This window comes from Stenotrophomonas sp. CFBP 13724, assembly GCF_014841975.1.
GTDB classification, from domain to species: Bacteria; Pseudomonadota; Gammaproteobacteria; order Xanthomonadales; family Xanthomonadaceae; genus Stenotrophomonas; species Stenotrophomonas lacuserhaii.
In genome coordinates this window covers 247,384-274,359 of sequence record NZ_JACYUW010000002.1, presented here as the reverse complement: position 1 = coordinate 274,359, position 26,976 = coordinate 247,384, and the positions used below count along the sequence as shown (strand labels likewise).

Annotated in this window: 18 protein-coding genes; 2 read left to right on the top strand and 16 right to left on the bottom strand. The window is 68.2% G+C overall.

Annotated elements, in window-relative coordinates; translation table 11 throughout:
* Positions 1-17: 17 nt before the first annotated feature.
* A complete protein-coding gene (gene ettA / locus IFT63_RS12205) occupies positions 18-1,682 on the top strand; it encodes an energy-dependent translational throttle protein EttA (RefSeq protein WP_042613621.1) in 1,665 nt (554 codons plus the stop codon).
* A gap of 86 nt (positions 1,683-1,768) precedes the next feature.
* Positions 1,769-3,085: an NCS2 family permease gene (locus IFT63_RS12200; RefSeq protein WP_042613620.1), complete on the top strand. Its 1,317-nt coding sequence runs from the start codon at positions 1,769-1,771 to the stop codon at positions 3,083-3,085.
* Between the two features lie 102 nt (positions 3,086-3,187).
* On the opposite strand, the gene pncB is transcribed toward IFT63_RS12200, so the two are convergent.
* The 16 genes from pncB to IFT63_RS12120 form a co-directional block, all read right to left on the bottom strand.
* On the bottom strand, positions 3,188-4,366 hold the full coding sequence (gene pncB / locus IFT63_RS12195; RefSeq protein ID WP_192084358.1) for a nicotinate phosphoribosyltransferase: 1,179 nt from the start codon (positions 4,364-4,366) through the stop codon (positions 3,188-3,190).
* Positions 4,367-4,881: 515 nt separating this feature from the next.
* Positions 4,882-5,718: a glycosyltransferase family 2 protein gene (locus tag IFT63_RS12190; protein ID WP_042614255.1), complete on the bottom strand. Its 837-nt coding sequence runs from the start codon at positions 5,716-5,718 to the stop codon at positions 4,882-4,884.
* Positions 5,715-6,572, bottom strand: a complete 858-nt coding sequence (locus tag IFT63_RS12185) for a glycosyltransferase (RefSeq protein ID WP_042614254.1) — start codon at positions 6,570-6,572, stop codon at positions 5,715-5,717. Before IFT63_RS12185 ends, IFT63_RS12190 begins: the two co-directional genes overlap by 4 nt.
* A 98-nt stretch (positions 6,573-6,670) precedes the next feature.
* Positions 6,671-8,857 (bottom strand): type II secretion system secretin GspD, encoded by a 2,187-nt coding sequence (gene gspD, locus IFT63_RS12180; protein WP_042614253.1) that lies wholly within the window; start codon positions 8,855-8,857, stop codon positions 6,671-6,673.
* A gap of 9 nt (positions 8,858-8,866) precedes the next feature.
* Positions 8,867-9,649, bottom strand: coding sequence for a hypothetical protein (locus IFT63_RS12175; RefSeq protein ID WP_042614252.1), 783 nt, complete (start codon positions 9,647-9,649; stop codon positions 8,867-8,869).
* Complete coding sequence (gspM, locus tag IFT63_RS12170; RefSeq protein ID WP_080335170.1) at positions 9,639-10,370, bottom strand: type II secretion system protein GspM; 732 nt, start codon at positions 10,368-10,370, stop codon at positions 9,639-9,641. Before gspM ends, IFT63_RS12175 begins: the two co-directional genes overlap by 11 nt.
* Complete coding sequence (locus IFT63_RS12165; RefSeq protein WP_192084357.1) at positions 10,345-11,499, bottom strand: PilN domain-containing protein; 1,155 nt, start codon at positions 11,497-11,499, stop codon at positions 10,345-10,347. The genes gspM and IFT63_RS12165 overlap by 26 nt, the downstream gene beginning before the upstream one ends.
* Positions 11,496-12,374, bottom strand: a complete 879-nt coding sequence (locus IFT63_RS12160) for a type II secretion system protein GspK (RefSeq protein WP_192084356.1) — start codon at positions 12,372-12,374, stop codon at positions 11,496-11,498. The genes IFT63_RS12165 and IFT63_RS12160 overlap by 4 nt, the downstream gene beginning before the upstream one ends.
* Positions 12,371-13,003: a prepilin-type N-terminal cleavage/methylation domain-containing protein gene (locus IFT63_RS12155; protein WP_192084355.1), complete on the bottom strand. Its 633-nt coding sequence runs from the start codon at positions 13,001-13,003 to the stop codon at positions 12,371-12,373. Before IFT63_RS12155 ends, IFT63_RS12160 begins: the two co-directional genes overlap by 4 nt.
* Positions 13,000-13,431: a prepilin-type N-terminal cleavage/methylation domain-containing protein gene (locus tag IFT63_RS12150; protein ID WP_192084606.1), complete on the bottom strand. Its 432-nt coding sequence runs from the start codon at positions 13,429-13,431 to the stop codon at positions 13,000-13,002. Before IFT63_RS12150 ends, IFT63_RS12155 begins: the two co-directional genes overlap by 4 nt.
* A 17-nt stretch (positions 13,432-13,448) precedes the next feature.
* Positions 13,449-13,943: a GspH/FimT family pseudopilin gene (locus IFT63_RS12145; RefSeq protein ID WP_192084354.1), complete on the bottom strand. Its 495-nt coding sequence runs from the start codon at positions 13,941-13,943 to the stop codon at positions 13,449-13,451.
* A 19-nt stretch (positions 13,944-13,962) separates the two neighbouring features.
* Positions 13,963-14,397, bottom strand: a complete 435-nt coding sequence (gene gspG / locus IFT63_RS12140; RefSeq protein ID WP_223181789.1) for a type II secretion system major pseudopilin GspG — start codon at positions 14,395-14,397, stop codon at positions 13,963-13,965.
* A 33-nt stretch (positions 14,398-14,430) separates the two neighbouring features.
* The gene (locus tag IFT63_RS12135; RefSeq protein ID WP_192084353.1) at positions 14,431-15,651 is read right to left on the bottom strand and encodes a type II secretion system F family protein; all 1,221 of its coding nucleotides are present in this window, start codon (positions 15,649-15,651) and stop codon (positions 14,431-14,433) included.
* Positions 15,652-15,653: 2 nt separating this feature from the next.
* Complete coding sequence (gene gspE, locus IFT63_RS12130) at positions 15,654-17,378, bottom strand: type II secretion system ATPase GspE (RefSeq protein ID WP_042614244.1); 1,725 nt, start codon at positions 17,376-17,378, stop codon at positions 15,654-15,656.
* A gap of 67 nt (positions 17,379-17,445) precedes the next feature.
* Positions 17,446-19,347 carry a S8 family serine peptidase gene (locus IFT63_RS12125; RefSeq protein WP_192084352.1) on the bottom strand — a complete coding sequence of 634 codons (1,902 nt, stop codon included), beginning with the start codon at positions 19,345-19,347 and terminating at the stop codon, positions 17,446-17,448.
* Positions 19,348-19,511: 164 nt separating this feature from the next.
* Positions 19,512-26,666 carry an ESPR-type extended signal peptide-containing protein gene (locus IFT63_RS12120; RefSeq protein ID WP_192084351.1) on the bottom strand — a complete coding sequence of 2,385 codons (7,155 nt, stop codon included), beginning with the start codon at positions 26,664-26,666 and terminating at the stop codon, positions 19,512-19,514.
* Between the last annotated feature and the right edge of the window lie 310 nt (positions 26,667-26,976).

The following is a 26,976-nucleotide window of genomic DNA, read 5'->3' as shown; positions in this document are numbered from 1 at the left end:
ACCCTCTGGGAGACTGCATGTCCTCGCAATACATCTACACCATGAACCGCGTGTCCAAGGTGGTTCCGCCCAAGCGGCAGATCATCAAGGACATCTCGCTGTCGTTCTTCCCGGGGGCGAAGATCGGCCTGCTGGGCCTGAACGGTTCGGGCAAGTCCACCGTGCTGAAGATCATGGCCGGCGTGGACAACGATTTCGAGGGCGAGGCCCGCCCGCAGGCCGGCATCAAGGTCGGCTACCTGGCGCAGGAACCCGAACTGGACCCGACCAAGACCGTGCGTGAATCGGTCGAGGAAGGCGTCGGCGAAGTGCTGCAGGCACAGGCTGCGCTGGACGCGGTGTACCTGGCCTATGCCGAGGAAGGCGCCGACTTCGACAAGCTGGCCAAGGAACAGGAGCGCCTGGAGGCGATCCTTGCCGCCGGCGATGCGCACACCCTGGAAAACCAGCTGGACGTGGCCGCCGATGCACTGCGCCTGCCGCCGTGGGAAGCGATCGTCGGCACCCTGTCCGGTGGCGAGAAGCGCCGCGTGGCGCTGTGCCGCCTGCTGCTGCAGAAGCCGGACATGCTGCTGCTCGATGAGCCGACCAACCATCTCGACGCCGAGTCGGTGGAATGGCTGGAGCAGTTCCTGGCGCGCTATACCGGCACCGTGGTGGCGGTCACCCATGATCGCTACTTCCTGGACAACGCCGCCGAATGGATCCTGGAACTGGACCGTGGCCGCGGCATTCCGTGGAAGGGCAATTACACCGACTGGCTGACCCAGAAGGATGAGCGCCTGAAGCAGGAAGACAACCAGGAGAAGTCGCGCCAGAAGGCCATCCAGAAGGAACTGGAGTGGTCGCGCCAGAATGCCAAGGGCGGACGCACCAAAGGCAAGGCCCGCCTGGCCCGCCTGGAAGAACTGCAGTCGGTTGATTACCAGAAGCGCAACGAGACCAATGAAATCTTCATCCCGCCGGGCGAACGCCTGGGCAACGCGGTGATGGAGTTCAAGAACGTCTCGAAGAAATTCGGCGATCGCCTGCTGTTCGACAACCTGAACTTCCTGGTGCCCGGTGGCGCCATCGTCGGCATCATCGGCCCCAACGGCGCCGGCAAGTCGACCCTGTTCAAGATGATCACCGGCCAGGAAAAGCCGGATACCGGCGAAATCGTGGTGGGCCCGACCGTCAAGCTGTCCTACGTGGACCAGAGCCGCGACGCGCTGGAGGGCAACCACAACGTCTTCCAGGAAATCGCCGGCGGGCTGGACATCCTCAACATCAACGGCGTGGAGATCCAGTCGCGCGCCTACATCGGCCGCTTCAACTTCAAGGGCCAGGACCAGCAGAAGCTGGTCGGTTCGCTGTCCGGCGGTGAGCGTGGCCGCCTGCACATGGCCAAGACCCTGCTGCAGGGTGGCAACGTGCTGCTGCTCGATGAACCGTCCAACGATCTGGACATCGAAACGCTGCGCGCGCTGGAAGATGCACTGCTGGAGTTCCCCGGCAATACCTTCGTCATTTCGCATGACCGCTGGTTCCTCGATCGCATCGCCACGCACATCCTGGCGTTCGAAGGCAATTCGCACGTGGAGTTCTTCCAGGGCAACTACCGCGAATACGAAGAGGACAAGCGCCGCCGCATGGGCGACGACGCCGCACCCAAGCGCCTGCGCTTCAAGGCGCTGAAATAAGGCAGCAACAGGAAAGGCCGCGCTCGCGCGGCCTTTCTCCTTCTGTAGGTCGCCCGCTTGCTGGCGACGCTCCCGGCGAGACTTCCATGGCCCTCCTCGAACGCCTGTTCCAGCTGCAGCAGCACGGCACCACCGTGCGCACCGAACTGCTGGCCGGCCTGACCACGTTCCTGACGATGTCCTACATCGTCTTCGTCAATCCAGACATCCTGTCCACCACCGGCATGGATGCCGGCGCGGTATTCGTGGCCACCTGCCTGGCCGCCGCGCTGGGCTCGCTGGTGATGGCCTTCGCCGCCAACTTCCCGGTAGGCATGGCACCGGGCATGGGCCTGAATGCTTTCTTCGCCTTCACCGTGGTGGGCGCAGCGGGCCTGCCGTGGCAGCAAGCGCTGGCGGCGGTGTTCATTTCCGGGTTGGTGTTCCTGGTGCTGTCACTGACCGGCGTGCGCGCCTGGCTGGTGGCGGGCATACCGGCATCGCTGCGCTCGGCGATCGTGGCCGGTATCGGTCTGTTCCTGGCGATCATCGCCCTGCAGAAATCCGGGGTGATCGTCGGCAACGAGGACACCCTGGTCGCGCTGGGTGCCCTCAACACCGCCCCGCCGCTGCTGGCATTGGCAGGCTTCCTGCTGATCGCCATCCTCGAAGCGCGCCGTGTGCGCGGTGCGATCCTGATCGGCATCCTGGCCGTCACCGGCGCCGGTTGGCTGCTGGGCAGCGTGCAGTACCAGGGGCTTGTTTCCTTGCCACCCAGCCTGGCCCCGACGTTCCTGCAGCTGGACCTGCCCGGCCTGCTGCACCACGACGGCGGCGCGCCGCTGGCGGTGCTGCTGCAGGTGGTGCTGGTGTTCGTGCTGGTGGAAGTGTTCGATGCCACCGGCACGCTGTACGGCGTGGTCGGGCGTGCCGGCCTGTTGAAATTGCCCGGCGCGCAGAAGCGTTTCGGCCGCGCGCTGCTGGCCGACAGCACCGCCATCGTCGCCGGTTCGCTGCTGGGCACCAGCAGCACCACCGCCTTCGCCGAGAGTGCGTCCGGCGTGCAGGTGGGCGGGCGTACCGGACTGACCGCGCTGGTGGTCGCCGCGCTGTTCCTGGCCGCCCTGCTGTTTTCGCCGTTGGCGGCGATGGTGCCCGGCTACGCCACGTCCCCTGCCCTGTTGTTCGTGGCGGGCCTGATGCTGCGCGAGCTGGTGGAGGTGGACTGGAACGACCTCACCGAATCGGTGCCGGCGGCGCTGTGCGCGCTGGCGATGCCGTTCACCTACTCCATCGCCAATGGGCTTGCGTTCGGATTCATCGCCTATGCGGCGTTGAAGGCTGGCACCGGGCGCTGGCGCGAGGTGCATCCGGCGGTCTGGCTGGTGGCCGGTTTGTTCGTGCTGCGTTACGCGCTGGAGTGATGCGTCCGCCGAGCATGGCCCGGCGCTACCGAGGTGGTTGGGATCGCCGGGTGTTGGTAGCGCCGAGCCATGCTCGGCGAGCGCAGCGGAAGGCGCACCGGATCAGAGCGCTGGCGGCAGCTCGAATACCTGGCGCAGGTAGGCCAGGTAACCCGGGTCGTCGCACATGCTCTTGCCCGGCGAATCACTCAGCTTCGCCACCGGCTGCCCATTGCAGCGGACCATCTTGATCACGATGTTCAGCGGCGTCGGACCGAGGTCATTGGTCAGGTGCGTACCAACGCCGAAGGCGACCTGGCAGCGGCCACGGAAGTAGTCGAACAGGCGCATGACCTTTTCGATGTCCAGCCCATCGCTGAACACCAGTACCTTGCTGCGCGGATCGACGCGGCGCTGCTGGAAATGCGCCAGCATCCGGTCACCCCAGTCGAAGGGGTCGCCGGAATCATGCCGCACGCCGTCGAACAGCTTGCAGAAATACATGTCGAAATCGCGCAGGAATGCATCCAGCCCGACGACGTCGGACAGCGCGATGCCGAGGTCACCGCGGTATTCACGCGCCCACGATTCCAGCGCGGCCACCTGCGAATCGCGCAGGCGCGGACCGATCGCCTGGAACGCCTGCAGGTACTCGTGTGCCATCGTGCCGTGCGGCGTCATGCCGTACAGCCGGGCGAAATGCACGTTGCTGGTGCCGACCAGCTGGGCTCCCAGCGCGTCACGCAGCAGGGGCAGCAGGCGGGCATGCCAGTCGCGCGAATAGCGCCGGCGCGTACCGTAGTCCGCGACCCGGCACTGTTCGAAACCGGGGGTGTCACGCAGCAGCGCCGCCTTGGCCTGCAGCCGGCGTTCGCCTTCGACGATGTCGGCGGTGGTGGTGTTGCGGAACCAGACCTCGTTGATGATCGCCAGCAGCGGCACTTCGAACATGATCGTGTGCAGCCACGGCCCGGTGATGTCCAGCTCGATCTCGCCGGGCACGCTGTCCGAGGCACGCAGGCTGATGTACTTGCGGTCCAGGTGGAACAGGCCGAGGAAGTCGGCGAAGTCCGGCTTCACGAAGCGCAGGCCCCGCATGTAATCCAGTTCTTCGCTGCTGAAGCGCAGGCTGCACAGGTGATCGATCTCTTCGTCGATCTGGCCGATGAACTGCGCCAGGTCGATGCCTGGCGTGCGGCACTTGAACCGGTACTGCACCGTGGCGCCGGGGTACTGGTGCAGCACCGCCTGCATCATGGTGAATTTGTACAGGTCGGTGTCGAGCAGGGATTGGATGATCATGCCGCCATTATGCGCCGCGTGCGGGGGTTGGTGCCGGGCCTGCGGCCCGGCGCCTGCAGAGGCAACGGCAAGATCAAGAGCTGCAGGGCTGTTGGGTTGGCGGGGCGGGGTGGGTTGGCGGGAATCGCCGTGAATCCATCCATGGAGGCTCGCCATCCGCATCCATGCGGATGAGCGTTCCCGCCAACCCACCCCGCCCCACCTTCGACAGGTCCATGGCGGCCATGAAACCAGCGGCCCTGGTAGCGCCGACCCATGGTCGGCGGATGTCGGAGAAATGGGGCCTGATGGTTTCCGCCGACCATGGGTCGGCGCTACCGCTTTTTCTTTCATTTTTACGTGGCTGGCGGCCCACGGAACCTGTCAGGGCGCCGGGTGGGTGGGTCATGCAGGACCGTCTGTTCGCATGGATGCGAACAGCGAGCCTCCATGGATGGATTCACGGCGTGTCCTGCATGACCCACCCACCCGACGCCAAACCAGCCAGCCCAAACCAGGCAACCAACCACGAGGGGCTACGCCGCTCGCAGCAACCTGGGCACCTGCAGCACCGCATGCGCCCATATCGCCCCCCACACCGCCACCCGCACCGGCAGGCTGCGCTGTCGTGCTTCGAAGCGCTGGAAATACCGCCACAGGCCGCGATGCTTGTGCCATTCCACGAAGAACGGCCGCGAGCGGCTGGAGACGCCGCGTACGTGCAGCACCCGCAGGTCGTTTGCGATGGCCACCACGCCGCCGGCCTCGCGCACGCGACGGCACAGGTCGAGGTCTTCGGCGTGCAGCCGGTAGCCGGCATCCCAACCGCCGATGCGCTCGAACAGCGCGCGCGGCATCAGCATCACCGCACCGGAGATCGCCGGCACGCGCTGCATCGCCACGCTGGGATCTCGTGCGATGGCCAGCTTCGATCCGCTCCCGGGCGAGCGCAGCATGGCCAGGAAGTCAGGGTCGCGACGGCGCACCGCATCGTCGGCACGGCCGTTCTCATCGACCTGCTCCACGCCCAGCAGGCAGTCGCCCAGCGCCTGCGCGCGCTCGCACAGCAGGGCCAGGGTCTCCGCTTCCACCATCACGTCAGGGTTGATGAAGGCCAGCCACGGGCTGCTGGAATCGCCGACGCCCTGGTTGTTGGCGGCGGCGAAACCGGGGTTGTCCGGGTTGGCGATGAAGCGCACGCGCGGATCATGGCTGGCATGCCGCTGCAGGATATCCACCGTGTCGTCGGTCGATCCGTTGTCCACCACGCGGATCTCTGCGATGCCACGCGCGTCGCGCAGGCGCTGCAGGCAGTCCTCGATGGTGGTGCTGCTCTGGTAGGTGACGACGACGGCAACGATGGCGGGGTTCAAGCGTGCGGCTCCTGCGGCGGCGATGCGGCGCCGAACAGATCGCCCTGCGCCTTGGGCATTATCGCGCGCTGGTAACGAAGCTGCAGGTCGTGGCGTGCGGCACGCAGCGGATCGTGCATCAGGAAATCGGCCAGCCGCGGCGTCCATGCCGGCCAGCGACTGGCCAGCGCTTCCAGGTCACCCGGTGCGTGGCCACCCTCGTCGGCGCGGGCGACGAAGGCGGTCTCGCACAGCACGTTGCGCCAGCCCAGCCCGGCCATGCGCAATCCCAGGTCGATCAGCGCCGCGCTCCAGCCGCCGTAACTGTCCGCGTCCAGTCCGCCTGCACGTTGCCGCGCGGTGCCCCGCACCAGCACCGCGTGGGTCACCGCCGAGGGCAGTTCCGGATATCCGGCCGGCATGTCGGCACAGGCGCGGGACAGCGTTTCCAGCGCGTCGGGCATGGCATTGACCTCGCCCATCCGCGGCCAGCCAACGGTCTCGCCTGCATTGCACCACGGCGTCGCCGTGGCGATCGAGGCATCACGGGAGAAGCAGGCCTGCAGCTGCTCCAGCCATCCTGGCGCGGCCACGCTGTCCGGTGCCAGCACCGCGACATCCAGGCCGGCGCAGGCGCGCAGCATCTCATCCAGATGGGCCACTTCCCCCAACGGCCGGGAACGGCGCGTGTACTCGGCCTGCAGGGGGGTGTGGGCCAGCCAGTGTTCCACCACGGCCTGCGCACGCGGGCCAGCCTGTGCGTCGTCGGCCAGCCATACGGCGGTACCGGGTGGCGTGCCTGCATCCAAGGCCGCCAGGCTGCGGTCCAATGCAGAATCGTCCACGCCCAACGGCAACAACACGATCGCCCCCATCCCGCCTCCGCTGTGGATGCACGGCGGGCGGTTGCCGCGGCCGTGTAGGGCGAGCGTAGCAAGCAGGACGGCCGCAATGCGACCGTCCCTGTCGTTCGCTATTTCCCGCGCGGCGTGTTGATCGGCTCCATGGCGCGGAAACGTCGGCTGTATTCGTCGGTCAGGTCCCGGGATTCCTGGCCGTTGCGGACGATGGTCGGGGTCAGCAGGACAATGACCTCCGAGCGCCCGCTGTTGCGCCCCTTGCTGCCGAACAGCGCGCCAACCACCGGAATACGACTGAGGCCGGGGATGCCGCTGCTGCTGTCGGTGCCGGAGTCGGTGGTCAGTCCGGCGAGCATGATCGTATCGCCGCTCTGCACCGCCGCTTCGGTGGCCAGCTTGCGCGTGGTGATGCGCGGGTTGCAGCCGCCGCTGGCCTGGTCGCAGTTGCTGGCGACCGCCTCGGCGTTGCTCACCTCCTGCACGATATCCAGGAACACCGTGCCATCACGGGTCACCCGTGGCCGCACCTTCAGGATCACGCCGGTATCGATGTACTGCACCTGGCCGTAGGTCCCACCGCCCACGCCGCTGTTGAACGAGGTGCTGGTGATCGGCACCCGCTCACCTACGTTGAGGGTCGCTTCGGCGTTGTTGCGCACGAAAATGGAGGGCGTCTGCAGCAGCCGGACATCGGACACCTTGTCCAGGGCACTGACCACTGCGGCGGCATTGCGCCCGAGGAAGGTCCAGCCCAGTCCGCTACCGCCGGTGACCGCACCGGAGAAGGTCCCCCAGATGTCGCGGCCTGCCGCATTGGGCAGCGTGGCGCCGCCCACCGCGCCGGTATACCCGACGCCCTGCACGGCGTTCTCGAAGAACCAGTTCACGCCATAGCTCAACTCACCGGTCAGCCTGACCTCGGCGACCTGGGCTTCGATATGCACCTGCATCGGCATCACGTCCAGCTTTTCCACCACCTCGCGGATGGAACGCCAGGCCTGCGGCGTGGAGCGCACCAGCAGGGTGTTGGTTTCTTCCACGGCGGACACGCCGACCGTGTCACCGGCGATCTCCAGGGTGACGCTGGCGTTGCCTGACTGGCGCTGCGGCAGGCTCATCGAAGAACCCCCCTGGCCGGGGCTGCTACCGGAGGTCCCCGACGCACTGCTTTCCAGTCCGGCGTCCTGCGCGCGACTGTCGCCCCCGTCGATCCGCGAGCTGGTACCACCCGGTGCCAACGAGGCGCCGCTGTCGCCTCCACGACCACTGCCGCTGCTGCCGAAGGCCTCTGCCAGCCGTTCGGCAAGATCGCGCGCCTTGACGTAACGCAGCTCATAGGAGAACAGCCGTGGCGCACCGCCGGCGGTGTCGATGCGATCCAGCCACTGCTGGATCTGGTCCAGGTAACGCACCTGTGGGGTGATCACCAGTACCGCATTCGCGTTTTCCAGCGGGAGGAAGCGCAGCATCCCCGCGCTGGGCGTCTCGCTGTCCTTGCCGAAGATCTTCTCCAGATCGGCGGAGACCTGTTCAGCCTTTCCGGAACTGATCGGGAACACGCCCACCGACATCCCGGACAACCAGTCGACGTCGAAGATCTGCACGGTGTGCAGGTAGTTTTCCAGTTCCTGGCGCGTGCCACCCAAGGTGATGACGTTGCGTCCGCTGTCAACATTCACGATCGCGTTGGGCCGCGCGTAGGGCTCCAGCACTTTTTTCATCTCCGCAGCGGAGATGTACTGGAGCGGTACCACGCGCACTTCGAATCCGCGCGCATTGGCCGCTGGCGCGGTGCTCGGCGCCACCGTACCGGCCAGCGCCTGGTCGGCGGCCACGATGTTGTAGCGGCCGCCGCTGTAGACCATGCGTGCGTTGTTCCAGCCCAGCACCATCTCCAGCAGGTTGAGCGCCTGCGCGCCGGACACCGGCTTGGGCGTGGCCAGCGTCACCGTGCCCTGCACGCCAGGCGCGATGACGTAGTTCTGACCCAGCAGGTCGCCCAGGATGGCCTTGACCACCGCATGCAGCGACTCGCCTTCGAAATTGAACGTGGCATCGCCACTGCTGGCCTGCGCCAGCGCAGGTGACCGCGCCGCTGCGGCACTGCGGTTGATCATCGTGCCGGTGCCGCGGCGGATCACCGCCTTCGGCGCGCCCTGCTCTTCCGTCTCGAGGGTCTCGGTGGGCGTGCTGATGCCGGTGTCGAAACGCGCCTTGCGCTGCACGTCCGGCGTGGGCACCGTCGTGCATCCGACCAGCAGGGCGAGGGCGAAAGAGCAGCTAAGGAAACGCAGGTTCATGCTTTCACTCTAAGGGTTGGCAGCGCCGCCGGGGGGCGGCGTCGACTGGCGTTGCTGTTGCTGCTGGAGTTGCTCGCGGCGGGCACGGATGCGTTCGCGGATCGCGCGCATCTGTTCTTCGCTGGGGCCCTGGTTGGCAGGCGCTTCCTTGGCAGCCGGCATGGGCGCGGCAGCTGCAGGAACCACCGCCGGGCTCGGCTGCCCTGCGCGTGCCGCGGCGGCGGCGGGGGGCGGCACGGCGATGCCCGGCCGTGCCGCGCCGGCGGGCGCACGCGGATCGCGTAGCTGGGTAGGCGGTTGCCCGCCCTGGCCATCGAATACCGCCAGTTCCAGCACCTGGGCACCGTCGGGGCCAAGTACGGTCGCCCGGCGCGGCTCAAGCGCCAGCAGCTGCCAGCCTTCGAGCGCCTCCCCGTTCAGGCGCAGGCGCAGTGAACGGTCGTTGTCGCCGGACAGCGTGGCCATGCCGAAGCTGCCGCTGAGCAGTACGCCGGTCAAGCGCAGCGCACCCCCGGGCGTGGCCTGCTGCTGCCCCCCCAGGCGGAACGGATGCGGCCGGCGATCTTCGGCGAATACCGGACGCTCGGTGATGGCGGTGAAACTGGACGGTGCGGCCATCGGATCAGCCGCGGCATCGGGCAGCGTCGGCAGGCGGGGCGCCGCCACTTCGCTGTTGTCTTCGCCACGGATGCGGGTACCCACACCGAGCACGGTGGCCAACCAGGCCGCCGCCGCCAGCAGGGCAAGCCCCAGCAGGATCGCGCCGCGCAGGCTGAAGCGCTCACTCTGCATCGGTCTGCTCCACGTCGGCAGGAGGGTTGCCGGCGGCATCGACCTCGTCGGTGGCCGGCGCGGACGCGGTCCGCGTTGCCACGGCTGCCGCTTCGTCATCTCCCATAGAGGCAGGGGCCGCACCGGCCTCGGCGATTCCCGGCTGCAGATAACCGATCAGCTCGAAGGACACGTCAAGGCCGGTACCGGTTTCTTCGGTGGACTGCTGGAAGCGCTGCGCAAGCATGTTGAGGTTTTCCACGAACAGGCGTGGCGTCCCGGTTTCCAGCGCGTGCAGCACGCTGGCTGTTTCATCCACGCCGCAGCGCAACCTGACCTGCAAGGCGACCCGGACATAGCTGGCCTCGGTGCGGTTGTCCGGCATCGGCGTGCGGTTGCTGACCACGCAGCCGCGGTTCCCCGGGCTGGCGGACAGCACCACGTCCTGGACGCGCGAGGACAATGCCGCCGCCGCCGCCTCGGCGGTGGCTTCGGGCAGGAAGCCAGGCCGCTCACGCAGCGCCTGCTGCACCTGCTGCAGGCGCGCGCTCACCTCCGGTCGCTGGTCGATCTGTACCTGCACGCGGTGCTGGCGTTCCTGCAGTGCGACGATTTCCTGGTCGATCGCGCGCCACGGCACGGTAAAGAAGGGGTGGACCAGCAGCAGGTAGGCCAGCGCCAGCACGGCGAGCAGCAGCGCCAGCGCCAGCCAGCGGTCACGGGGCGTCGTTGGCACCGGCATCGGCCGCTCCCTTCTTCGCCATGGCGGCGGCAGCGTCGGCCGAAGCACGCAGCTCGGCGGTCAAGGTGAAGCGGTCACGGCCGCCTGCGGTTCCATCGGCCTGCAGTACGCCGGTCAGGTTCACCCGCTGCCACAGGGCGGACTGCTGCAGCAGCGGCACCAGCTGGTTGGCCTCGCGGCTCAGCCCGATCAACTGCAGTTGCTGGTTCTCCACACCGATCTTTTCAAGGAAGCTGCCATCGGGCAGCTTCCCACTCAATTCGTTCCATACCGCCAGCATCGTCGGTCGCTTGTGACGCTCTTCGTCAAGGAAGCGCGCCCCATCCACCAGCGCCTGCAGGCGCGCGCGTTCATCGGCCACGCCACGTGCGTTGCGTGCACTGCGCTCGACTTCTGCACGCAGCGTATCGGCGGCCTGTTCGCGGTTATGCAGCAATTGGCCACCCGCCAGCAGCAACATTACCAGCGCGGCCAGCGCCAGTAGCAGCTCCAGCCGCAGCTGGGGATTGCGCATGTGCCGGCGCAACGGAGGCGGCAGCAGGTTCACCTTCAACGGTTCACCAGAGCGATCCAATACGTCGATGCCACTGACTGCATCGGCCCAGCTGCCAACGGCCTGCTGCCACTGCTCAAGGCGCACACGCGGCAGCACCACCAGCTCGACATCCAGCTGGCCTGCGCCGGCATCACCCAACAGGCGTACGTCGTGGCTCACCTGGTCGGCGGTGAACGGGGTCTGCCGATCGATTTCGAAGCCCATCACGTCCAGCAGGCGACCCGCTGCAGCAGCCGGAACCCGCAGCGTGCGGCGCAGCACCTGGCCGCCATCCAACAGCCAGTAACGCGGCAGACGCTGCAGGCGCGGCGGCAGTGCGGCGGCCAGCGCGGCGGCCTGGCACGGCCATGGCAGCGTGGCCACAGCCAGGCGCTGGGTGCCGATTTCACGTTCCAGATGCAACTGGTCATCCCGTTGCCGCAGCAGCAGGCGCGCTGGCGCCCAGCCCAGCGCCCACTGCCAGCGGGCCGGCAACCAGGCCAGCAGTGAAGTCCGCCACCAGTGCAGGAAGTGGCCGGCCCGCGGCGCTACCTGTGCCGCTACCTGCCTGAATCCTTGCTGCCACGCTGTCATTGCGATGCCATTCCCTGCTCCCATTCAAGCACTGTGTAAGCCCGCCCCATCGCCACGCTCTGGGCATTGCGCACCACGGCCCGGCTGCTGGCGATGCGACCCCGGTCATCCGTGACCCGACAGTCGATACTATAGGTGCCACTGCCGCTGGCAATAGAGGCAGGACGCGACGGATCGTCTGCGCCGCTCCATTCCTGCTCCCGCTGGGCCAACACCAGGGCGGCATCCAGGCCCAGCGCGGTCAACACCGGTCCGCGCGCGAAACGTCCGTCAGGGCGTGACTGGCGGCCGTGCAGGGTCACCATCGGCCGCATCTGGCGGTACAGCGCCGGGGTGATTCCCAGCACCCGCTGCAGCTCGCCAAGGGTCTCGAAGCGGGCGTTGCGCGGGCCGTACGGCAGGCCCGCGGCGACATAGTCGCCCAGCTCGGCGCCGCCTCCAGCGGGACTGAGGTCATCGGCGTCGCGCCAGTCGATGATCGCACCGGCCAGCTGCGTTGCCTGCTGCGGGTCGACCTGCAGTGCGCGCAGGAAGCCCTCGAGCAAGGCGGCGTCGGCCAGGTTCAGGTTGATCTTGCCGCCTTCGTCTTCAATCCGGATATCCACTTTCGCACCATCGAACTGCCAACGATACGGCCGTCCATCGGGCTGCCAGGGGGGACGCGCGGGATCGGCGCGCAGCCGCGACATGGCATACGCCACCCCCGCACGGCCGATTTCCTGCGCGCGCCCGGTGTCGTCCTGCACCCGCTGCTGCAGTTGTTCGATACGCGCCGACAAGGCGAAGGCGCCGACCAGCGCGGTCAGCAACGCAATCAGCCACAGCACCAGGACCAGTGCCGCACCGCGCTGGGGGCGGGGTCGCACGCCGGTCATCGCGTCTGCTCCTGGCCGCTGTTTTCCAGCGCCACGCGCAGTTCCGGCCACGCCGGTCCGCGCAGCGGCTGCACCTGCACGGAAACCAGCAACGGCGGGCGGCGCGTATCCGGCCAAGCGTCCACCCAGTCGCTCAGTTGGCCACTGGTTTCGTCGCGGCCGCGGTAGCGCAGCGTCACCTGGCGCAGGCCATCGGCCAGCGGCTCCGGCGCGCGCGGGGGACGTTCCTGGATCTGCACGCCGTCCTGCACCATCACCAGCCCCAGCTGCAGCCGTACGCCCTGCCCGCTGCGTACCACCTGCAGGTCATGCACGTAGGATCCACCGCGCCCGAGATAGCCCGGGACTTCGGATACGAAGCGCAGGCGCTGCGCTTCACCGATGAAATAGACTGGTTCCCGCGCAGGATCGGCGGGCTCGATGCGGCTGCGCAGGGCCTGGCTCAACTGCCGTCGCAACAGTCCTTGCACCGCGCGCATGCGCTCGTTGTCGGCGGCGATCGCCTCGCCACGCTGGCTGATGGTCATGGTCGAACGCACGGTGACAAAGGCCAACGCGAGCCCCGCGGCCAGCAGCGCAGTGGCCAGCAATACTTCGATCAGGGTGAAGCCTGATGCGCGATGGTTCATGGGCTGGCCTCCAGCGTCGGCGGCAGCAGGCGCAGCGTGCGCCAGCGCAGTTCACCGGCGCGCGGCTGGGTCCAGCGCACCTGCAGTTCAAGCTCCACCAGGCGTGGGCCGGCCGATGCCTGCGCCTGAGCGGGCGGCGCGGGCGTACCACGGCCTTCCACGTAGGGACGCACCTGCAGTTGCCACTGGTAACGGCCCTGCTCCCAGCGGCCCTGCTGCTGGCCTTCCTGCAGTGGCGACTCGATGCCCACGCTGGTCAGCAGGGACTGTGCGTGCAGCACCGCGCGGGTGCGTACATCGGCCTGCCCGACCTGCCGCGCGGCACCGGACAGGGTACCCAGCAGCAGGGTCAACGCGATGCCAAGCAGCGCGAACGCCACCAGTACTTCGAGCAGGGTGAAACCACCCACGCGGCGACGTACCCGCATTGCGTACCGTGCGTGTGTCACGGGGCTGCATCCGGAGCGGAGCGCACTTCACCGGTCAGCCATCCCACGTCGATGCGCCATCGGGCGTCGCCTCGCTTCAGCACGATCCGGCCACCACTGGAGCCGCCATCGGGGTGGAACTCGATCGCGCCGCGCCCAGCGCCCGGCTGAAGCTGCGCGGCCCCCTCGAAGCTCACCTGCAACGATTCGGGCAGGTTGCCGCTGCGTCCGCCCGCTCCTTCCCAGCGGCGCGCACGCGGCTCGATGACGAAGCGCTGCACGGAACCACGCGCGATGGCTTCGGCGCGGGTCAGGCGCAGCTGGTTGGCCAGCTCCTTGCCGGCATTGCGCAGCTGGGCACCGGACATGCCACGCGCGAACATGCCGCCGGTGACCAGCCCGACCAGCGCGATCAGCGCGATGACCAGCAGCATTTCCAGCAGCGACATGCCGCCCACGCGCGGGTGGCACGCGGGCATCGGCTGCAGGCGCAGGCGGCTCAGCCCAGGCATGTGCGGGCTCTTCGCTGCATCACTGTTCGTAGCGGATGTCCGCATCGAAACTGGTGCCACCCGGCTTGCCATCCTTGCCCAGGCTGATCAGGTCATAGTCCTGGCTCTCGCCGGGGGCACGGTAATCCAGCGGCCGGCCCCACGGATCGTCCAGGTCCGATGCTTTCGCATAGGGGCCCATCCATCCGTTCACGCCACTGGGCGCGGTGACCAGTTCATCCAGTTTGCCCGGCAGGCGGTTGGTGTCCAGGCGGTAGTTGTCGATCTTGCTGGCAACGGTCTGCACCTGGGCCTTGGCCAGGTTCGCCTTGCCGCGGTCGGCACCGCCCAGCACGCGGCTGGCCACCAGGGTGAGCACCGCGCCGATCAGCACGATGACGATGATGATTTCCAGCAGGCTCATGCCGGACTGGCGGCGAGCGGAGGTAAAAGCTTTCAGGGGACGGTGTCGCATCGTCAGGGGTTCCTTTCCACGGGGAAAACAGGGTCAGCCAATGGCATTGGTCAGGTCGTACATCGGTACCAGCACCGCGATGATCACCAGCCCCACCACCGAGGCCAGCACCAGGGTGATCGCCGGCACCATCGCCGACAACATGCGGTCGATGCTGCGTGCGGTTTCCTGCTCGAAGGTATCTGCGGTCTTGAGCAGCATGGTATCCAGCGCACCGGATTCCTCGCCGACCTGGATCATCTGCAGCGCCAGCCGCGGGAAGCGCTTGCCACGTGCCAATGCGGCCGAAAGTCCGTTGCCGTTCTTGACTTCATCGGCGGCCAGGTCGATATCGGCGGCCAGCGCGCGGTTGCCCAGCACGTTGCGCGCAATGCCCAGCGCCGCCAGCAACGGCACGCCATTGCGCAGCAGGGTGCCCAGGGTGCGGGCCAGCCGCGCAGTCTCCAGTTTGCCGAGCAGGCCACCGATACCCCTGCGCTGCAGCAGCCAGCCATCCAGCGCCAGCCGGAACGCGGGCTGCCGCGCCTTGCGTTCGCCCAGCCAGGCCAGCAGCGCCGGCACCACGATGAAGAAGATCCAGCCATCGCGCACCAGCAGGCCCAGCTCCAGCACCAGCTGGGTGAACCAAGGCAGCGTGACATCCAGGCTCTCGTACATCTGCGCGAACTGCGGCACCACGTAGCCGAGCAGGAACAACAGGGCCCCGCCGACCACCACCAGCAGGATCGCCGGGTAGATCAGCGCATTGACCACCCTGCCCTGCAGCGCGCGGCTGCGCTCCAGGTAATCGGCCAGCCGTTGCAGCGTGTCGTGCAGGCTGCCACCGGCTTCGCCGGCACGCACCATGTTGATGTACAGGCGCGAGAACAGTCCGTGCTGGCGCTCCAGGGCGCTGGACAACGATGCGCCGCCGCGCACGGTGTCGCGGATTTCGCTGACCACGCGCCGCGAGCGTTCGTCTTCGGGCAGGCTGAGCAGGATGGTCAGGGCGCGGTCCAGCGGTTGGCCGGCACCGAGCAGCGTGGACAACTGCTGGGTGAACTGCAGCAGCGCGGCACCCTGGAACGGGCGCTGCTTGAACAGCCCGCGCAGGCGTCCCGCCTCCAGCCCACCTTCGCTGGCCAGGCGGGTTTCCATCGGCAGGTGGCCCTGCTCCTGCAGCCGGACCACCAGTTCGGCCTGGCTGGCCGCTTCCATCTGGCCATCGACCACTTCGCCCTGCGCATCCAGTGCCTTGTATCGGAACACCGGCATGCTCAGCCTTCCTCGGTGGTGCGCAGGACTTCTTCCAGCGTGGTCTGGCCGGCCAGCGCCTTCAGCAGGCCGTCTTCGTACATGGTGCGCATGCCGCCACTGCGGGCGATGCGTTCGATCTCGCCCATGCCGTCGCGGCGCATCACCGCGCGCCGCAGTTCATCGTTCATGACCAGGAATTCGACGATCGTGGTGCGCCCCAGGTAGCCGGTGGGCGCCAGCGCCGATGGTCGCGGACGATAGAGGTGGATGGTGCCTTCCGGCTGCAGCCGACGCAGGTCGAAGCGTTCGATTTCCTCCGGCGAAGCGGGATAGCGTTCGGCATGGGTTGGCTCCAGGCGGCGCACCAGGCGCTGGGCCAGGATGCCGTTGATGGTGGAGGTCAGCAGGTAGTCCTCCACGCCCATGTCCAGCAGGCGGGTGATGCCACCGGCGGCGTTGTTGGTGTGCAGCGTGGACAGCACGAGATGCCCGGTGAGCGCGGACTGGATCGCGATACGCGCGGTTTCCAGATCGCGCATTTCGCCGATCATGATGATGTCCGGATCCTGGCGCACGATGCTGCGCAGCGCATTGGCGAAGTCCAGCCCGATCTGCGGCTTGGCCTGTATCTGGTTGATGCCTTCGATCTGGTACTCGACCGGATCTTCGACGGTGATGATCTTGACGTCGGCGGTATTGAGCTGGCTCAGCGCGGTATACAGCGTGGTGGTCTTGCCCGAACCGGTCGGCCCGGTGACCAGCAGGATGCCGTGCGGCTGCTCGAGCACCTTGCGGAAGGCCGGCAGGAATTCCTCGGTGAAGCCGAGGCGCTGGAAATCGAACACCACGGTTTCGCGGTCCAGCAGGCGCATCACCACGCTTTCGCCATGCGCGGTCGGCACGGTGCTGACGCGCAGGTCCAGCTCCTTGCCCTGCACGCGCAGCATGATGCGGCCATCCTGCGGAAGGCGACGTTCTGCGATGTTCAGCCGCGCCATGATCTTGATGCGGCTGATCACCGCGGCGGTGAGATTGGACGGCGGGCTTTCCCCGTCGATCAGCACACCGTCAACGCGGTAGCGCACTTTCAGTCGGGTTTCGAAGGGCTCTACGTGGATGTCCGAGGCGCGCAGTTCCACCGCACGCTGGATGACCAGGTTCACCAGCCGGATCACCGGCGCTTCGGAAGCGAGGTCACGCAGGTGCTCGATGTCATCCACCGCGGCCCCTTCGCCATCTGCGGTTTCCACGATCGCGCCCATGGCGCTGCGACCCTGGCCGAACCAGCGCTCGATCTGGTCGTCGATCTCCGACCGCTGGCCCACCCGTGGGTGCACGTCCACGCCCATGGCCAGGCTGATCGCCTGGCAGGGATACGGATCATGCACGTCGGCCTGCCACAGCAGCAGGCCCTGTTCATCCAGCGAAACCGGACAGACGTGGAACTGTTTGAGGAAGCGCAGTGTCACCGGCAACGCATCGACCAGCGACGACGGCGGTGTTTCCGGCATCTGCCGCGCATCCAGCAACGGCACGCCCAGCACATCGGCGCTTACCTGCGCCTGGTCGCGTTCGGACACCAGACCCAGGCGGACCAGCAGCGACAGCAGGCTGCCACCGGATTCGGCGTGCAGGGTGCGGGCGCGGACCAGATCGGCATCCTTCAACCGTCCGCGCAGGAGCAGCGCGTCGATCAGCGACGTTTCGATGGTGTCCACGTTGACCTGGTCGGCTACTGCGTTCACAAAGTGCCTCGCCTGCAATCGTCCAGACTTTAGCAGTTCGNCAGTCCGTCTACATCAACGTGATGGCTTACTGCGTGGCGAGCAGCGAGACACCGGAGAACGCCGCGTCACCGGCCAGCTTCACGTAGTAGGTGCCAGCCACCGGCGCAGTGATGCGCACGGTTTCGGCATTGCCTGCACGGGTCGACTTGGCGGTGTACACCACGGTCGAGGTGCCGGTGTCCGCGCCCACGTGCAGCGACACATTGCCGGTGCCGCCGTAGGTGACGAAGCTGACCGGCTTGCCGGCCGTGGCGACGAAGCTGTACAGCTTCTCGCTGCCGCTGGCGCCGGCGATGCCGCCCACGGCGACCTTGTTGGTCAGCGGGGTGGCAGGCGGTGCGCAGTTTTCGGTGCACGGCTCCTTCAACGCTTCATCCAGTGCCGCCTTGGCATCGACGATGCCGGTACCGATCGGCGTACCGGCCGGGATGGTGACCGGGAACGCACGCGCGGTCTGCTTGAGCAGCGTCTCCATCTCCGCCGGGGTCAACGGATCGCGGTCCGCATCGGCCAGCGCGCCCTGCACCAGGGCAGCCACGCCGGCGACATGCGGCGAAGCCATCGAGGTGCCGGCCATGCCCATGTAGCTGTAGGCACCGGAGGTCGGGGTGGTGGTGCCGTTGTAACCTGCCTGCCACACGTAGCCGCCCGGGTTGCCGTCGACACCGCCACCGCCGCCCGGGCCGGACAGGTCGACGACCGTACCGAAGTTGGAATAGGAGGCAATGCCGCCGGTGATGCGGCTCGCACCCACTGCGATCACGTTGCTGCAGCTGGCCGGGCGGAAGTTGGCCGCGTTGGAGGCCGAGTTGCCGGCCGCGACCACCACAAGGGTGCCGCGTGATACCGCGCCATTGATCGCATCCTGGTACAGCGGGTCACAGGCCGAGCCGCCGCCCAGGCTCATGTTGATGATGTCGGCCGGGGTCGCATTGGCTGGAACGCCAGCGACGGTGCCACCCGATGCCCAGGTGATCGCATCGGCAATGTCGGACAGGTAGCCACCGCACTTGCCCAGCACGCGCACCGGCAGCACGCTGGCCTTGTGCGCCACGCCAGCCATGCCGAGCGCGTTGTTGGTCGCTTCGGCGATGGTGCCTGCCACGTGGGTGCCGTGCCACGAGCTGTCTTCGGCCAGCGAGCCGTCGTAGCATTCGTTGTCGTTCTCGACCCAGTCGCCCATGTCCAGCGCACCGGGGACGCGCTCGTCGGTTGGACGACGCGACGTTTCCGCATCACTGATGAAATCGTAGCCGGGCAGCAGCGCGCCGCTGGCAAAGTCCGGGTGCTGCGGCAGGATGCCGGTGTCCAGCACCGCCACCACCACGCCTTCGCCGGCCCCCACATCCCACGCAGCCGGTGCATTGATGCCCCCGGTGGCGCTGTTCAGATGCCACTGGTACTGCGCGTAGTACGGATCGTTCGGCACCAGGGCCGGCGTTGCGTCAGCCTGGACGACGGCACGCGCGCGCGCCGGCGTGCCGGCATCGATGGCATACATGCGTGCGTCCGGCACGGCGTACTGCACGGCCGGATCGGCGCGCAGTTCAGCCAGCACCTTGTCCAGGTCGGCACCGGCCAGGCGGGATTTCAGGCGGATCAGGTCGGCACCCACGCCGAGACGGCGTGCGACCTGCGGACTGAACGCGGCAGCGCGGGCGCTGGCGGTGCCGCGGTTGCCGGACAACGTGGCACGCGACAGCGCACCATTGACGACCGCCACCTTGGCCGCGCTGCTGCTCGCCGCGCTGCTGCCGGCCTTGTACTTGACGATGATGCCGTTCGCCGCCTGCTGCTGCGCAGCGGGGACCTGCTGCTGCGGCGCACTGACCTTCAGGTCGGCGGCCTGGGCCATGCCCGCGCCTGCGGTCAGCGACAGTACGGCGGCGGCGAGTACGTTGATGCGAAGGTTCTGCTTGTTGATCACGTCGAAATCCTCTTCTGGGTCGATGGTGGAACCAAACCTGCGGCCTTACTCCCTGCAACTACCCCTGGCTGGCCTCGCCAGGGTTGCCGTGACCCGCCCCCTCAGGCTTCACTGGCCAGCGGCGACCGGACGGTCGCCGCCGTGTTTCTTCCCTCGTCCAGGCGTTACCAGCCGAAGCCGGCACCGACGCCTACCGAGCTGTCATCACTGCTGAACGCGCCACCGAAGGTCACCGTTGCGCGGTCGCTGACCGCACGCTGGTAGCCCAGTGACAACGCCGATTCGCCGCCCTGGAAGCCGACGCCGACGCCGACCCGGTTCTGGGTGCGCACACCGGCCGCACTGGTGGCCATGTTGAGCATCGCCGCGCTCATCGCGCCCTGCTGGTCGATGCGGCGGTCCATGTTGCGCAGCTTGCCGTCGACGTCGCCCTTGAACACGTCGAAGCTGTCGGCGACCGACTTGATGCGCGAATCGGTGTAGCTGTTGGCCGAGGCCACGCCGCTGTCCAGCTGGCCCTTGTTGACCGCGTCGGTGGCCTGGGTACCGGCGGCGACGTTGGTCACCTGGCGTTCGTTGCCAACGCTGCCGACCGACACCGAGTTGGCGCGGTCTGCGACCGAGCCCTGGCCCAGTGCCACCGAATTGTCCGCCGAGGCCGTTGCCCCCAGGCCGATCGCCGTGGCACCTGCGCCACTGGCGACCGCGCCCTGGCCGACTACTGCCTGCGGGCTGACGTCCGCGGCCGGGGTGGCGACCGGCAATGTGCCGCCGGCGGCCGTGGACGGGCCGCTGCCACCGGCGGCCGGCGACGGTGCGGTACTGACCGGCGTGCCCGAAGCCAGGCTCTGGCCCAGGTTGGAAACCCGGCTGTCCAGCGCGGTCAAGGCGTCGCCGACGTTGTTGTAGGTGTTGCCCTGGATGATGTAATTCGGCGCGACGAACACGCCCTGCAGGCCGACGCTGGCGCCACCGCCCAGCATGCTGGCCGCATTGGCCAGCGACTGGAAGAGCTGGCCACCGTTGACGGCCTGGCGGCTGTCGCCGCTGATGCTGCCGGCGGCGATGTTGTCCACCACCGTGCCCTGGGTGCCGCTGAAGGTCAGCTTGCCGTGCTCGGAGTCATCGTAGGCCAGGGTGTTTGCCTGGGTGGTCTGCAGGCCGCCGATGCGGTTGTCGATATCGCTGACCTTGGTTTCTACCGCACCCACCCGCTGGTTGGTGCTGGTCAGCTGTGAACCAGTCACCGCATCGCTGCTGTCGGCGGTCAGGCGACCATCGGCCACGTTGACGATGCGACGGGTCGCCGGTGCACTGGCTCCGTTGCCGCCGCCGACCGACACCACGTTCGCTTCCAGCGCCTGCGAACCGGCGCCGAGTGCGACGCTGCGTGCGCCGCTGGCAAGCGCGTCACCGCCAAGGGCGAGCGAGCCGGAACCGGAGGCCACGGCCGAGTTGCCGACCGCGGTGGCGTTGAACGCGCTGGCCTGCGAGAGACCACCGACCGCCGTGCTGAAGTCGCCACTGGCATCGGCACGGAAGCCGAGGCTGGCGGCCACGCTGCCGTTGGCACTGCTCTCTGCACCGACGGCCGTCGCCGCATCGCCGGCGGCGCTGCTGAAATAGCCCACTGCCACCGACTCCACGCCCGATGCTTCGGACAAGGCGCCAGCAGCGGTGCTGCCGGTGCCACTGGCCACGCTGGCGGCACCGAAGGCCGAACTGGTTTCAGCCGATGCCACGCTCTCTGCACCGTTGGCGGTAGCGTACTCGGCCGATGCAGCCGCGTTGGCACCGCTGGCGGTGGCATTCGCTGCTGCCGCCAAGGCATTGAAGCCGACTGCCGAGGCGTTGGCACCCACCGAGGTCGCGCCACTGCCCAGCGCGATCGCACCGTCCCCCAGCGCATTGCTGGCTTCGCCTGCGGCCAGCGCGTTCTCGCCGTCCACCAGCGCACCGGCGTCACTGTCTTCGCTGCCGCTTGCGGCGAAGTACTTGCTGGCCGTCGCACCGGCTGCGGCAACGGCTTCCAGCTGGGCCAGGTTCACCGCATCGGTGGCCTCGCTGCCGGCGGCCACGTTGGTGATCTGGCGGGTGGCCCCAGCGCCACCGACCGACACGCTGTTGTCGCGGTCGGCGATGGAGTCTGCACCCAGCGCGACGCTGTTGAGCCCTGCGGATATCGCCGCGTTGCCGATCGCGGTGCTGTTGACCCCGGACGACCACGCACCACCACCGACTGCGGTGGAGTAGTTGCCCGATGCTTCGGTGGCGTACAGCCCACCGAGCGCGCCACCGACGGCCACGCTGTTGGTGCCACTGGCGATGCTGGCCTGGCCGGCCGCCGTGCTGTACGCACCGCTGGCCACCGCGTCCCCGCCGAGTGCCACCGAGTTCGCACCTGATGCATCGGCGAAGCTGCCCAGCGCAGTGGCATTGAACGCTGACGCCTGTGCGTAACCGCCCACCGCCGTGCTGTAGCCGGCGGTCGCTTCGGCGGCGAAGCCGAAGCTGGCGGCCGTGGTGCCGATGGCGACCGCTTCGGAACCCACCGCCGTGGCGCCGCTGCCATCGGCGGTGCTGAAGTAACCCACCGCGACCGCTTCTTCGCCGCTGGCTTCAGCCAGCACGCCGCTGGCGGTGCTGCCGGCGCCGGTGGCCATGCTGCCGGCGCCGAACGCCGCACTCATTTCACCCGAGGCCAGGCTCTCTGCCCCATTGGCGGTGGCGTACTCACCAGACGCCACGGCGTTGGCACCGTTGGCGATGGCGTTGGCGGCCGTGGCCTGCGCGTTGAAGCCGCTGGCGCTGGCATTTTCACCCGAGGCCAAGGCATTGAAGCCGACCGCGGCGGCATTGTTGCCGATCGCGGTCGCGCCGCTGCCGAGTGCAACCGCGCCATCGCCGATGGCGTTGCTGGCCTCGCCGGCGGCCAAGGCGTTTTCGCCTTCGACGAAAGCACCCGCATCGCTGTCTGCGCTGCCGCTTGCCTGGAAATACCTGCTGGTGGTTTCGCCCACTGCCGCCACCGCGTCCAGCTGGTCCAGGTTCACCGCATCGGTGCCTTCGGTACCCGCTGCCACGTTGGTGACCTGGCGCTCGTTGCCGGCACTGCCTACCGAGACCGTGTTGTCACGGTTGGCCACCGAGTCGGCGCCCAGCGCTACCGAGTTGACCGCATTGGCGCTGGCGAAATAGCCGATGGCCGTGCTCTGGTCGCCGGTAGCGAACGCCAGCGTGCCGGCCGCCGTGGCGTTGTCACCGCTGGCCTGCGCACCTGCGCCCACCGCCGTGGCGGCTTCGCCGCTGGCTTCGGTGGAGATGAAGAAGCCCAGGCCAGGCAGCAGATCGACCGGACCACCGATGGCCGTGCTGCTGGTGCCGGTGGCGAGGGTCTGCGTACCGATGGCCGTGGAGTAGTCGCCGATGGCGTTGGATACCGCACCGAAGGCAGCAGACTGCGCGCCGGAGGCATACGCACCCAGACCGTAGGATGCTGCACCGAAACCGCTGGCAACAGCGCTGGCACCGACGGCAGTGCCGCCGAGCCCCGCACTGGTGGCACCGGTATCCACCGGCACGCCGCCATTGGTGATCAACGGATTGCCGTCCTCGTCCACGGCTACGCCGCCAACGGCGACGCTGCCCGGGCCGGTGGCCTGCGCGTTGTTACCGAATGCGGCGCTGTTCTGCCCGGCTGCCAGGGCGTTGAAGCCGACCGCCGTGGCACTCTGAGCCACCGCCGTAGCCCCACTACCGAGCGCCGTTGCGCCAACGGCCAGTGCGTTGGACGCCTCGCCGATGGCCGTTGCGTTGGCGCCGGAGGCGAAGGCACCGGCGTCGCTGTCATCACTGCCGGTGGCCTGGAAGTACTTGCTGGTCGCTTCGCCGGCGGCGGCCACCGCGTCCAGCTGGTCCAGGTTCACCGCATCGGTGCCTTCGGTACCCGCTGCCACGTTGGTGACCTGGCGCTCGTTGCCGGCAGTGCCGACCGAGACGCTGCGTTCGCGATCGGCGATCGAACCGGCCCCCAGGGCCACGCTGTTGTCACCGGCAGCGCTGCTGCCCGCACCGATCGCGATGGCACTCTCGCCGAGCGCTTCGGAATTGGTACCGATGGAGATGCTGTTGATGGTGTTGCCGAGCGCCTGGTAACCCATCGCGACGCTGTAGTCACCGTAGCCGAATGCACCGCGGCCGACCGCCGTGGAGCTGGCCCCATCGGCCCAGCTGTTGTAACCGATGGAGGTCGACCCGCTCCCGCTGGCCCAAGCCGCCGGTCCAAACGCGGAGGCATTGGTCGCCGTGGCCCATGCACTGGAACCGAACGCCGTTGCACCTGCCGCGGTGGCGAAGCTGTAGCCGCCGACGGCGGTGCTTTCATCGCTGCTCGCCCACGCGCTGTCACCGATCGCCACGCTGTAGCCGCCGGTTGCGCGCGCTTTGTTGCCGCCGGCGAAGCTGTTGTCGCCGGTGGCCTGTGCGCCGGAGCCGAAGGCATTGCTGACCAGGCCGGTAGCCTGTGCCGCGTTGCCCACCGCAGTGGAACCGGCGCTGGCGGTGGTGCCGGTCAGTACCGCGCTGCCGTCATCGTTGAAAATCGGGGAGTTGTATTCGTCATAGGCCTGGCCGAGGCCACCGATGGCCACCGCGCCTTCGCCGCCGGCGCTGGTGTTGCGGCCGACCGCCACGCTGTCGTTGCCGACGGCAGCAGCACCTGCGCCCTGTGCGACGGCGCCATCACCGATGGCGTTGCTGGCCGAACCGGCCGCCAGCGCCCCTTCGCCTTCGGCCCATGCACCGATGTCGGTGCCGGTTTCCGGCTGTGCCTGGAAGTACTTGCTGGTGTTCTCCGCACCAGCGGCGACCGCATTGAGCTGGTCCAGGTTGACCGCGTCGCTGCCCTCGGTACCGGCGGCCACGTTGGTGATCTGCCGCTGCATGTCGGTGTTGCCGACCGATACGCTGTCCGCGCGGGTAGCGATGGAGTCGGCACCCAGTGCCACGCTGTTGTCACCGCGTGACTCGGCCGCATTGCCGAGCGCGGTGCTGTTGGCGCCCGGCGACCAGGCACCGCCACCGACGGCGGTGGAGTAATTGCCGGAGGCTTCGGTGGCGAGCAGGCCGAACAGCGCCCCACCGACGGCCACGCTGTTGGTGCCACTGGCGATGCTGGCCTGGCCGGTTGCGGTGCTGTAGCCGCCACTGGCCGCCGAATCGGCGCCCACGGCAACCGAGCTGTTGCCCGTGGCCGCACTGCCGGTACCCATGGCAGTGGAGAAATCACCGGTGGCATTGGACACCGCGCCGAACGCGGATGCCTGCGCGCCGCTGGCATAGGCCCCCACGCCGTAGGACGAAGCGGCGAAGCCGCTGGCGTCGGCGCTGGCACCGACGGCCGTGCCGCCCACGCCGGCACTGGTCGCACCGGTGTCCACGGGCACCCCGCCGTTGGTGATCAGCGGGTCGCCATTGGCGTCCACTGCCGCACCGCCAACGGCCACGCTGCCCGGGCCGTTGGCCTGGGCGTTGTTACCGAAGGCGGCACTGTTCTGGCCGCTGGCCAGCGCGTTGAAGCCGACTGCCGTCGCATTGCTGGCGACGGCGGTCGCGCCGCTGCCGAGCGCGGTGCTGCCGTCGGCCAGCGCATTGGACGCCTCGCCGATGGCGGTGGCATTGGCGCCGGCCGCGAACGCGCCGGCGTCGCTGTCTTCGCTGCCGGTGGCCTGGAAATACTTGGCCGTGGTGTCGGCTACAGCAGCCACTGCGTCCAGCTGCTCGAGGTTCACTGCATCGGTGGCCTCGGTACCGGCCGCTACATCGGTGATCTGGCGCTCGTTGCCGACGCTGCCGACCGCGACCGAATTGGCGCGCACTGCCTCGGAGTTGGCGCCCAGCGCCACGCTGTTGGCCCCCCGTGCCGTGCTGTAGAAGCCGACCGCGGTGCTGTCTTCGCCGCTGGCCCAGCTCTGCGCGCCGAGCGCGCTGGCGCGGTCGCCGGGGGCGTAGGCGAAGTAACCGACAGCAGTGGCCTGCTCGCCGGATGCTTCGCTCAGCGTGCCGCTGGCCAGGCTGAGGTCACCGCTTGCGATGGCACCGGCGCCCACGGCCGTGGCCGATTCGCCGCTGGCCTGGGTCTGAACGAAGTAGCCCAGGCCCGGGATCAGGTCCGCCGGTCCGCCGATGGCCACGCTGCTGGTGCCGGTGGCGACCGATTCGGTGCCGATGGCGGTGGAGTAATCGCCGATCGCATTGGACACCGCACCGAAAGCGGACGCCTGCGCGCCGCCAGCGTAGGCACCCAGGCCATACGAAGACGACGCAAAGCCGCTGGCCTCGGCGCTGGCGCCGACCGCGGTGGCGCCCACCCCGGCACTCGTGGCGCCGGTATCCACCGGCACGCCGCCGTTGGTGATCAGCGGGTTGCCATCGGCGTCCACTGCCGCACCACCGACCGCCACGCTGCCCGGGCCGCTGGCCTGGGCGTTGTTGCCGAAGGCGGCGCTGTTCTGGCCGCTGGCCAGCGCGTTGAAACCGACCGCCGTCGCATTGCTGGCCACGGCGGCAGCACCGCTGCCGAGGGCCGTGCTGCCATCGGCCAGCGCATTGGACGCCTCACCGATGGCGGTGGCATTGGCGCCGGCGGCGAAGGCGCCGGCATCGCTGTCGTCGCTGCCGGTGGCCTGGAAATACTTCGCCGTGGTGTCGGCGACGGCAGCCACTTCGTCCAGCTGGGCCACGTTGACCGCATCGGTGTCGGCCGTGCCGGCCTTCACGTTGGTGATCTGGCGCTCGCTGCCGGCACTGCCGACCGACACGCTGTCGGCGCGGGTGGCGATGGAATCCGCACCCACCGCCACGCTGTTGCTGGCCGATGCCACGCTGCCTGCACCGAGCGCGGTGCTGCTGGTCGCGCTGGCCTGCGCGCCGCCACCGAAGGCGGACGCAAGCGATTTGCCAGCGATGGCGTCGGCGCCGATGGCCACGGCGTACAGGCCGGTGGCGGTGCTGCTGTCACCCACGGCCACTGCGGTCGCACCGGAAACCACTGCGTTGCCGGTCACCGCGCATTGCGCCAGCGAGCCGTCCGCCAGGGTGCACGCTTCGGTGCCACCGACTGCAACGGACTGGGCCAAGGCCGACGGCATGGCCGCTCCCCATCCCAAGGCCATCGCCAACGAGGCGCCCACCAGGATCGGACCACTGCCTCGGCGGCGCTTGTCGATGACGTTGCCGGGCTGGTCGGAAGAGGCCAGTTCCGAGGCCACGACCAGCTGTCCGAGTGCTTTGTTCCAGACCTTGCGATAAATCCGATTCATCTGCGTACGACTCCTGGTTGGGCTGGTTTTCGGGCAAAGCAACGCCACCGCCGGGCCCGATGGCCCAACGTCCCCTGAGGGCGTTTGTTCGCGTGATTTACTGCAGTTGCCGAACGGCGAGCAGTGCAACGTGAAGCGGTGCGCGCGGTCCTGCGGGTGCGGCTGACTGAATGTTTCCAGAACGAGCTAAAGGTTTAACGTGAACATTTCCTGACGTCAATAGCTTGACGAAGAAAAAAGAAATGACGTGACTGCCTTCTCGGTTCAGTGCATTCATGTGAAGAGTTCAGCCTGTTCCAAGCGAGCTGGA